Source organism: Reinekea sp., from assembly GCF_046710285.1.
GTDB lineage: Bacteria > Pseudomonadota > Gammaproteobacteria > Pseudomonadales > Natronospirillaceae > Reinekea.
Genome location: NZ_JBKEGY010000003.1, coordinates 246,461 through 256,192 on the forward strand (window position 1 = coordinate 246,461; position 9,732 = coordinate 256,192).

General features: G+C 43.4%; 11 protein-coding genes. 2 read left to right on the forward strand and 9 right to left on the reverse strand.

What is annotated here, in order from left to right:
• Positions 1–351 precede the first annotated feature (351 nt).
• Positions 352–1,887, forward strand: a complete 1,536-nt coding sequence (locus tag ACI882_RS04080) for a hypothetical protein (protein WP_411743548.1) — start codon at positions 352–354, stop codon at positions 1,885–1,887.
• Between the two features lie 92 nt (positions 1,888–1,979).
• On the opposite strand, the gene ACI882_RS04085 is transcribed toward ACI882_RS04080, so the two are convergent.
• From ACI882_RS04085 to ACI882_RS04095, 3 genes are all read right to left on the reverse strand, one after another.
• Positions 1,980–2,831, reverse strand: coding sequence for a thymidylate synthase (locus tag ACI882_RS04085; RefSeq protein WP_411743547.1), 852 nt, complete (start codon positions 2,829–2,831; stop codon positions 1,980–1,982).
• Entirely contained in the window at positions 2,828–3,688 is an 861-nt protein-coding gene (gene lgt, locus ACI882_RS04090) for a prolipoprotein diacylglyceryl transferase (protein ID WP_411743546.1), read from the reverse strand. The genes ACI882_RS04085 and lgt overlap by 4 nt, the downstream gene beginning before the upstream one ends.
• A gap of 73 nt (positions 3,689–3,761) precedes the next feature.
• Complete coding sequence (locus ACI882_RS04095; RefSeq protein WP_411743545.1) at positions 3,762–5,663, reverse strand: protein kinase domain-containing protein; 1,902 nt, start codon at positions 5,661–5,663, stop codon at positions 3,762–3,764.
• A 78-nt stretch (positions 5,664–5,741) separates the two neighbouring features.
• On the opposite strand from ACI882_RS04095, the gene ACI882_RS04100 reads away from it, so the two are divergent.
• Positions 5,742–6,494 (forward strand): sugar nucleotide-binding protein, encoded by a 753-nt coding sequence (locus ACI882_RS04100; RefSeq protein WP_411743544.1) that lies wholly within the window; start codon positions 5,742–5,744, stop codon positions 6,492–6,494.
• Between the two features lie 32 nt (positions 6,495–6,526).
• Here the strand turns inward: ACI882_RS04100 and ACI882_RS04105 are convergent, their stop codons facing one another.
• From ACI882_RS04105 to ACI882_RS04130, 6 genes are all read right to left on the reverse strand, one after another.
• On the reverse strand, positions 6,527–7,036 hold the full coding sequence (locus tag ACI882_RS04105; RefSeq protein ID WP_411743543.1) for a GNAT family N-acetyltransferase: 510 nt from the start codon (positions 7,034–7,036) through the stop codon (positions 6,527–6,529).
• Between the two features lie 99 nt (positions 7,037–7,135).
• Positions 7,136–7,447 carry a cupin domain-containing protein gene (locus tag ACI882_RS04110; protein ID WP_411743542.1) on the reverse strand — a complete coding sequence of 104 codons (312 nt, stop codon included), beginning with the start codon at positions 7,445–7,447 and terminating at the stop codon, positions 7,136–7,138.
• A gap of 47 nt (positions 7,448–7,494) precedes the next feature.
• Positions 7,495–7,707 carry a hypothetical protein gene (locus ACI882_RS04115; RefSeq protein ID WP_411743541.1) on the reverse strand — a complete coding sequence of 71 codons (213 nt, stop codon included), beginning with the start codon at positions 7,705–7,707 and terminating at the stop codon, positions 7,495–7,497.
• A 119-nt stretch (positions 7,708–7,826) separates the two neighbouring features.
• Positions 7,827–8,363 (reverse strand): MOSC domain-containing protein, encoded by a 537-nt coding sequence (locus tag ACI882_RS04120; RefSeq protein WP_411743540.1) that lies wholly within the window; start codon positions 8,361–8,363, stop codon positions 7,827–7,829.
• A gap of 85 nt (positions 8,364–8,448) precedes the next feature.
• Entirely contained in the window at positions 8,449–8,778 is a 330-nt protein-coding gene (locus ACI882_RS04125) for an antibiotic biosynthesis monooxygenase family protein (protein ID WP_411743539.1), read from the reverse strand.
• A 250-nt stretch (positions 8,779–9,028) separates the two neighbouring features.
• On the reverse strand, positions 9,029–9,550 hold the full coding sequence (locus ACI882_RS04130; protein WP_411743538.1) for an SDR family NAD(P)-dependent oxidoreductase: 522 nt from the start codon (positions 9,548–9,550) through the stop codon (positions 9,029–9,031).
• Between the last annotated feature and the right edge of the window lie 182 nt (positions 9,551–9,732).

The window sequence follows — 9,732 nt, forward strand, 5'->3', positions numbered from 1 at the left end:
GGGGTTACTATTTAATTTCTTTGAGTTTTTCGGGTGTTTTGTGGCTGGGTTTATTGCGGTTTGCGGGCTGAGTTAATTGTGGCTTGGTGGCTGAGTTCGCCAGTGTGCGTTAGCCTGTCTGTGGGGCGCCGTTAATACGTCCATGTAGGCTTGGAGACGGCATCCATGCCGTCTAACACCCACTGACAGGCTAACGCACACCGGCTTAGGTTCCTTTTAAAGTTTAGTTTTGCCTAGTGGGTCACACTCTTGAGTCATGAAGCTCTACTTTGTACTGTTCAAATTGAAAGCTATTGAGAACCTTGTTATCTTCTCAAGACTACAAACCCCACTAGCTCAAGGAATTACAACATGAAACTTAGCACTCTGTTTCTTGCTATTACTACAGTTTCTCTATCGACAGCTCAGGCAAGCTCTTTTCTAGCCCAAGACCCTGTAGAAGCCGTTGCAGACAAAAACACCGCCTTTGATAACCCAGCTTATTTGGCTCAAACAGCAAATCAGATCACCTTTGCTGACAGCGATAACATTGGCTATGTATTTAATGCTTTTGGTCAAAAAATGGCTGTACATGTCGGAGCTGAACCTTCTTTATATGCACCAAATACTGCGTTAGGTACAAATCCAGATAGCTATACTCTTAATAACGATCGAATGGGTTTAGATAACTTTAAAACAATCGACGACCAAATTGATTTATTTTGGGTTGGTAACATGAGCTTTGGTTCTTTAGGTGTTCGTGCTAGCGCTGGAAGTAATGGTAGCTCAGGACAGTGGACTGCTGATTTCCTAAATAATGGTGCTCCTACGTTCAACGGTGCAGATGGAACAGCAATTAATGCTCAGGCAGACGGCACCTATAATAGCTATGCATTACCTAGCTCAGGTTCAACTAGCCTTGTAACGGGCACCGTAACAGATTCTTTATCGGTTTCTAAAAACGAGAAACAAGTAAAAGCAGGCTTTTATTCATTAACCGCTGGTGTTCAATTGAATGATCTACCATTAGATGCAACGTTCAGTTTAAATTTACCTAGCTATTCAACATCATCGAGCTTTAGCTATGTTGAGTCTCAGACAGATACCGCTGGCCCAACAACCTTAGATAAAATCACTGCAGACTACTCTGAATCAGTAGGAAAAACGGGCGGCCTATCAATCAGTACAACTGGACGGTACAAACTTGAAGATACCCTCCACGTAACAAGCGGATTGATGATCCATAATGAAACGGTCTCTGCAGAATACGATGTTAGTTTTACAGAGGTAAACGATACAGATACCTCAACAGCTGCGTTAGATTCCAATGAAACGTGGACCTATAAAGAAAGCCAACTCTCTGAATCTTCTACCTTTGCAATGATGGCAGGTCTTGATTACCAGACTGTAGCCAACAACGTCATTTTCAGGGCACAACCTTCACTGCTTTTCGTTAAAAATAAAACCGAAAGTAGTGAAAAAGTTGGTTCAGATACCTATGTAGACGCTTTAGATGCAAACAATAACGTGACAGACCCAACAGGCACAAACAACTCTAGTTTCGTTCAAAGCAACACTACAATCAGCCTGCCTGTAAACTTATCGGTAGAGTATGCGGCTTCTGAAAGATGGACATGGCGTGGTGGTGCTTCTGCAGCCATATTGACGCACACCAAAGAAGAGCAAACAGAAACTGTTTATAAGGTTGATGTTGCTGGGACAGGGTATGAAAAAGACTATGAAACTAAAACACAAGAGGATCTTAACCTGCTGATTGGAAGCTCTGTCGCAATGAACCTAGGATTCACCTATGCACCATTACCAAACATTACACTTGACAGTGCAATAAATACCAGTGGTGCGCTTCAGAACTGGAGAGCAGATTTCGGCTTAACTTATAAATACTAAGTCACAGCCAGCTTAAATCACGGAAGCCATGAAACGTCCCCTGATAATTAGACATATTAATTACAGGGGTCTTTTTTATGTCTAAACAAAACCTAAACCGAAAACGGGTACGCAATCGCCTCATGATGCTCATAGCCTTCAACGCTGAAGTCATCCATGGTCACCCAAGTTTCCAAATCTTTTAATGATTTAATGTCTGGGTTAATAATTAGCTTCGGGGATGCAAGCGGCTTGCGTTTTAGTTGTACATCACGCATCAACTCTAATTGATCTTCATAAATATGAGCATTCACTATTTTATGGTAGCCCTTACCCGGTTTTAGGCCGGTTATCTGCGCCATTATGGCTAAGAAGAAAAACACCTGAACTTGGTTGAAGTTTAGACCCAGTGGGACATCGCAAGAACGCTGATAGCTGGTTAGCGAGAGCGTGTCTCCTAGTAGACTGAATGTGTGTGTGTGCATACATGGTCTTAGACAACCCATGTGAAATTCACCGGGGTTGTAAAAGCTTAAAATTTCACCGCGATCATCAATGCCTTTGCTGAGGTTATCGACTATTTTTTTCAGTTGATCTACTGCGCCACCATCGGGCTTTGCCCAGGCTCTACCTTGTACGCCGTAGACGCGTCCCATGTCGTCGTCGCCTTTTCGGTGTTCGTTGGCGAGCCATGCGCTGTTTTCATTCGCATTGGCATCCCAGGTTTTAGCACCTAGTTTGCGAAAGTCCGCAGCGTTGTCGTAGCCTCGAATGTAGCCTAAAAACTCGGCTATTGCGGCTTTATAGAAGCTTTTACGTGTGGTGATTAACGGGAATGCGTTGTTGGCGACATCGTATTCTAAATCGGCGTTTATGATAGTTAAACAACGTTTACCGGTGCGGTCGTTTTCCACCCAGTGACCTTCATCGATGATGCGCTGACATAAATCTAAATACTGCTTCATTTTTTAGCCGCCTTTTTTTTCTTAGCTTGTGCTTTCTTTGCTGGTTTAGATTCTACGACGGGTGCGCTTTCAAAGATGGGGTTTTTATAGGCCAAAGCCATTAATACAATCCCAACCACAATCATCGGCAAGCTCAACAGCATACCTTGTGTAAAGTAACCGCCTAACAGATAGCCGATATGCTCGTCTGGCTGCCTAAAGAATTCGGCTGCGGTGCGGAATACACCATAGCCAATCATGAACATGGCCGAAACCGCCATTCTGGGTCGTGGTTTTGAACTGAACCACCACATGAGAACCAGCAACAAGAAACCTTCGCCCATCATTTGGTAGAGCTGCGATGGGTGACGTGTTAAACCGTCACCGATTTGCGGGAAAATCATGCCCCAGGCTACATCGGTTTCTCGACCCCAGAGTTCACCATTTAAAAAGTTACCAAAACGGCCAAAGAAAATGCCGGGTGGAACCAACGGAGCCACAAAATCACCAACCGCGAACCAAGCTTTATTAGTGTGCTTAGCAAATAAAATAACCGCAACCGCAACACCTAAAAAACCACCGTGGAACGACATACCGCCTTCCCAGATTTTGAATAGGTACAGTGGGTTATTGAAAAACAAATCAAGGTGATAAAACAGAACGTAGCCGACCCGCCCACCCAAGATGATACCCATGACAATATAAAACAATAGGTCTTTAACCTGATCAGGGGTAAAGAGTCGCCATGCATCCTTGGCTGCACGCCAGATACCTAAGTATTGCCCCGCCATAAAACCAGCTAAGTACATTAACCCGTACCAGTGGACCGATAGTGGCCCTAAACTGAATGCGACTGGATCAAATTGAGGGTGAATCATGGCAATTCCTTAGTGTAAAAACGCCGCCACTATAGCAAATCATAGCCTTGGTGCCACGAGAGTCTTAGTCGGCTCAAAGTAAATCCGCTTGCTTAGGCGCTTTTGGGTAATACTTCTCTTCACATTGCGTTATGAGGGTAAATACGCGGGTGTCTTTATAGGGCATTTTCATGAAACCGCCGATACCAAGACCTTTGATGTCTGATACCGCCACTAAAATACGGTCTAAACAGGCTTTAAATTCTTGCTCACGCGAAGGGTCTAGTAATCGATAGTAATTGTGTATTTTTAGGTTTTTCTCTAAGGCTTCAAAGATAATACAACCGGTATGATGGATAGTATCGAGGTGTCGAATATTTGCCATGATCGATTCTGGCAGCTCTAAATGCTCATCTGGGTCTCGCCCATCTTCAAAGTAGGAGTGCATTTTTTCATTGAGCTTCCCCTCAGGTGCCGGGGTAATGGTATAAGCCAGCGATTTTCGTTTGGGTACCACGAATGGTTGATCCTGACTTACCCTATCTACGTGTAAGGTATCGCGCGCATCATAGAGCACGGCTTTGAATGTGCCATTGCGAGTCATTGCTCGCGCTAGCGTCACCATGTGATTCAACGATTGCACAAACGACCGACGCATGGGTTTATCAAACAGGTTAAACGCCGATGATATTTGTACTTCATTATCTAACCAGCGCACTGTAATACCGCCAACAACAGGGAAGCGCCCGAGCCGTGATACCGCCGCAACGAAGGCTTTTTCCGTTTCGCCCATACCCTGTAAATAGTTTTTGTAATACTTATCGAGCTGTTCATCTTCAATGTCATCGACATTAATGTCTGGGTGCTGCTCTCTTAAAAACGATTTGCGCGAGCTGTACACAACGGTATCAATAGGCTTATAGGCATCACCGATCCATACAGGAATCAATGGTCGCTCTTCTGGCTCAACTAGATCTGGTAGTACCAAGTTTTTTAAGCGACTCATATTTGCTAAAAAATAGTCCGCAGCTTGGTTACGCATTGCAAGCTCTGGCGACATCATGCTGTTGAGGACGCGTGCAAATTCAATGGGCAAACCAAGAGATAAGGGCGTGACTACTTGAGAAGCAAAACGAGCCCCTTGGCTCGATGCCAACGCATATAACGTCGCAGCCGTACCCTGTTCATCGAAGCGCGGTGACGATAAAGCACCACTCATTTGCTGGCTACCAATAAAATATACATCACCCAGTTTACTGTTGGTGTTTTGCATATCACTCGACATCAAATCCATAACACTGATCGACAAAAACTGGCCATGGATATCAGTTTGGGCAAACACCGACGACCCCCAATCAATTAACTGGATAGTCTCGGTAAATGGATCAAAAACAATATTCGATGGCTTAATATCGCCGTGGACCACTGGCGCTAGCAAACCATCTTTATTCACATAGGTCCGCATGTATTCCAACAGCTCAGCCAACTGCGAGGCTATGCTCACCACCACTCGCGGTGTTAATGCGCCTTTTTCTAGCCCCCAGTGATCTAAGTCACGCCCTGGGGCTCGCGTCATCACCAAAATACGCTGCTTACCGACTCGCACGTAATCAATCACTTTCGGGATAGATGGGTGATCCAAAAGTGACTGTAAATAGCTCTCTTCTTCTAGCTTATCTTGCACATGCTGGGGCAGATTAACCCGCGAAAACTTAAACACAAGCTCAGAGCCAAACGGCGTAGTGCCACCAAAGACAAAACCAAAGGCGCCCTTACCAATTAGCTCAATATTCAAATACCCCAAGCGCTCCAATTGCCGAATACACAAGTGTATCCACGCCTTTAGCTTTGCCGCGTCACGATGGGAGAGCAAATAGATGCTTTGCTCTTCAGGGATGTAGAAGTGTTTAAGGTTATGTTCCATGCGGTTAAAGTAATGGGGAATGAGGAAAGCTGCAAGGGAAAACCAGTTCAAGGCTTTCCAACTAACTCCCACTAAATGCACCCCTTTTAAACTCCATCCTTTCAGTTAAATAGATTTCCTTATACTAAATAAATCAAATTGGAGATACCTATGAAAAACATTTTAGTGACAGGATTAAACGGCCGTATTGCACCTTTCCTAAAAGAAGCGCTAGAAAACATGGAGGTTAACGTTGTACCATTTGATCGTTCGGTCACCAACATTGAAGACCGAGAGGCTCAAATTTCACTCATTCAGCAGCATAGTGTTGATGGAGTCTTCCACTTGGCCACAGGCTCGGAAAATTGGGTAGGCACCTTGGCTGGCATCGCCAAGAAACTGAATATTCCTTTTTTATTCACCAGCACTGAAAGCGTATTTGAACCCAGCAGTATAGGGCCGTTTACTCCAGACAGGCTACCGGATGCAACAGGCGACTACGGTCGTTATAAAATAGCCTGTGAAAAGGCAGCGTTAGAAGCGAACCCTGATGCCATCATCGCTCGATTAGGCTGGCAGATGTTCGATACCTTTGATGCCGACAACCTACTAACTCACGTCCGCGATATGCACGACGAAAAAGGGTTTCTCTATGCCAGCACTAAATGGCGCCCAGCGGTAGCCTATGTACGACATACCATGCATTGCCTTTGCGATTTAATGAGTGCAGCAGTACCCGGCATCTTCCATGTAGGCGGCAATGAAAATGCGCTTACGTTTTACGACATCGTCACCTTGATCAATAAAAAATATCAATTGCAGTGGGATATTCGTGAAGGGGATGACCCTGAACGAGATGGCCGAATCCTCGATGCGCGCGTACCCTGTGGATTGTTATCAGACAGCCTGATGGAAACGCTGTGACTTATATACTGTAAACTGAAATAATTCATTACCTAACAATTTGACAAATTAGTAGCCGTTTCAAAGCGAATAAATTCCATTTCCGTTGATTTATATAATTCAGTTTCTATGGCTATTTCTGTACTGGCTATAGCTTTAATGGCCTTTAACCAAAACTCCCTTGCACCCGTGTTATCTGGAAGCACTCTGGTCATCCACTTTCCTGGATGCTTAGATACCGTTAGTTGAAACGCCTGAACACCAATGCCTTTCCGTTTGTATTTTCGCAAAATAAAGAACTGCCCCATATCGAAGCACTCCTTGTCTTCTGGGTACTTTCTAACCAAAGAAAAACCAGCAATTTCACCGCCCGCTTTAATTAAATAAGGAAAATGATTTGGTTTAGTCCAATAGTCACGTAATCCAGTTACCGAGTCATCTACCTCAAATGTTCCGTCATCATAAGGTGGCCAACCCGTGTATTCAGACATATCGTATATGTAGTACTGAAATAGTTTCTGTACATATTCATAATTTTCAGCTTGCACTAGTGTAACTATCATATATTCCTTAACGCCCGTTTAAGCAGACAATATTGTTGGTTAGAGTATGCCGTGAAGCGGAACCTGCCCCAACTGTTTTTGTTCCGTTAAAAGTGATGTTTATACACTTCCTTGAGATTCAACAACCAAGATTCGTGCTTCTCCACGAGGGTGCGCAACATGTTCAGTTCCAATAGAGGCGTAAAATATATCACCTGTTTTGAGCAGCGCAGATTGCTCAACCCCATTTTCTTTAAATAGCATTTCGACAGTACCGTCCAAAACAACAAACACTTCTTCGCCATCATTTATATGCCATTTATATGGCTGATCAGTCCAATGTAAGCGTGTTGTAATGCCGTTCATATTTGCGATGTCTTTTGCACCCCAAGCAAGCTCAGATTTGAATTCTTTACTTCTAATTATTTCCATGAAACTTCCAAATGATTATTAGCCTATATGATTTTTTAGATGCTGAGCTAGCCCTGACCAGACTTATCTCTTTTCGTTGTTTGCTTACTACCTAGTGTGGCGCCAACTCCCGCACCAATAGCAATACAGATAGAAATCCAGAGCCCTAGATCTTCCGTTAATTGACCAACAACTACACCAGCTACAACACCAATGCTCACGCCAATCCCTATAGCCTTCTCTCTATTGAGAACTTGTTTAGTTAGTTTTTCTTTAGTCATGTTTTAATCCTTGGTGGTAACTAAGGTTGTCCACAACCGCTAGTAGAAGGGGTAGCGAGTCGAAGGCCTCACAGCAATGCCGTGGTTTTAAGGACCTGAGTTACAACTTTTTGTTAGCACTAGACGCGTTCAAGAGCTTCGTGAGGTTCTGGCGGAACTTTTATCACTATAGCATCTCCGGCGCTCACGACACCGCCCTCTACTACAATTGCCATAATGCCCGCTTTTCGAATTAAGTTCCCATCACTGTCGAAATCAAGGACTGCTTTTGTAAGTCCCTTTTGATAATAATCTAACTGAGCACATGGATTTCTCAATCCTGTTACTTTCAACACAACTTCTGCGCCTACATACAAAAGTGTATCTTTTGGTAAGGATAGTAAATCAATACCACTAGTTAAAATATTTTCACCAATAATTCCTGCATTAACTTCAAATCCAGCCTCTTTAAGCTCATAAAGAAGTTCTAAGTGGACTAAATGCACTTGGCGCAAATTTGGTTGAGTTGGATCTGCTTTCACCCTGGAACGATGTTTAACCGTAGTACCACAATGAGCATCACCATCGATACCAAGACCTTTCAGAAAAGTTAGAGAGGCAAAGGTTTCCTTAGAAAATTTGTGTTCAGAGTCCTTGCTGAGTGCAACTACTTTCATAAATTTCCTCGTGGTGCTAACGCTAAGTGCAGGGTCCGCAATCACCGGAACCGAGGCCCCATGGCACGGATTATAATGTATATATCTACGCAATTACTGTATATCGACCAGACGATACTTTTATAGGCTCAGGAAATCCTTTACCTAAAACCTTGAGTCCGTGGGAATTCAAACCTTCGCTATTCTCGAAGCCTAAATTTACTACATTTTTGAAGTGGTCGTACGACTCCCAAACCACCGTATTAATGTACTTTATAGCACCATCGTTTTCTCTATCTATAGACTTAAAGAATGTTGAACTGACAAAACCATCTTGCTTTCGAAAATAGGAAACATACTCATCCCTAACGTTCTCTGCTGTTTTTTCCATTCCGCTAGGAACAGTAATCGTATTTATAACGTGAACTTGGCTCATTTTCCTATTTCCTACGATGAACGCTTTCAGCAGTTGCGCTGATTTTTCCGCGTCGACTACCTGTACTTGTTCATTTTTACCAATGCAAGGAACCAGTTTCCATGCATAGATAGTCTCGATTCTTTATTTTCTTATTAATGATTAGGTCGCTAATTAGACCAGCGGATCTCTCCGGTGTCATATGTGCATCTTTCGATGCCATATTAGTTAATAAACGACCTGGATGAATGGCAGCTACATCTACACCAACTTATTCTAAATCATCAGCTAAACATAGTGTAAGCATGTTTTGGGCTGCCTTACTAATTCGGTAAGAATAAGAACAACCGCTTCCCTTTGCGGCTCCTGCGGCTTGCATACTCAATGAGCCTCGTCGAGAGCTGATGTTTATGACTAGCCCCTTTTCTCCTTTCTTTAAGGATTGGTAAGCACCTTTAACTGTTGAGAACACGCCTACACAATTGGTTTCAAAAACCTTAGAAATCTGTTCCGCAGTAGCCGTTTTTATGCTTGGGCCTTTACTACCAGATCCAGCATTGTTTATAAGTACGTCTACAGAGTAATCACCTAACCACTTACTTAAATTGCCTTCATGTTCAAGGCTACGAATGTCAGAAATTAGGATTTTTGCTTCAGGAAATTCAGATTTCAAATCAGCAGCAGACTCGGTACTTCGGACTATTAAGAGTAAACTCCACTTGTGATTGGAAAACGAACGTGTAAGTTCTCGACCTAGACCCTTTGCTGCTCCTGTAATTAAAACACTTGGCACTTATTGTCACCTTTGAAATGAACGCTTCACTCACCGGAATTTTGGGAGCGAAGCGAGTAAAATTTCCGCGTGCAGTGATTTGTATGATCCATTTATTAGTTATTCACACACATTCATACATTCGATAAAGTAAAGCCCAAACCTGCCCACCAGGTTTTCAGTTCAGTAGATCGGTGCAGCGT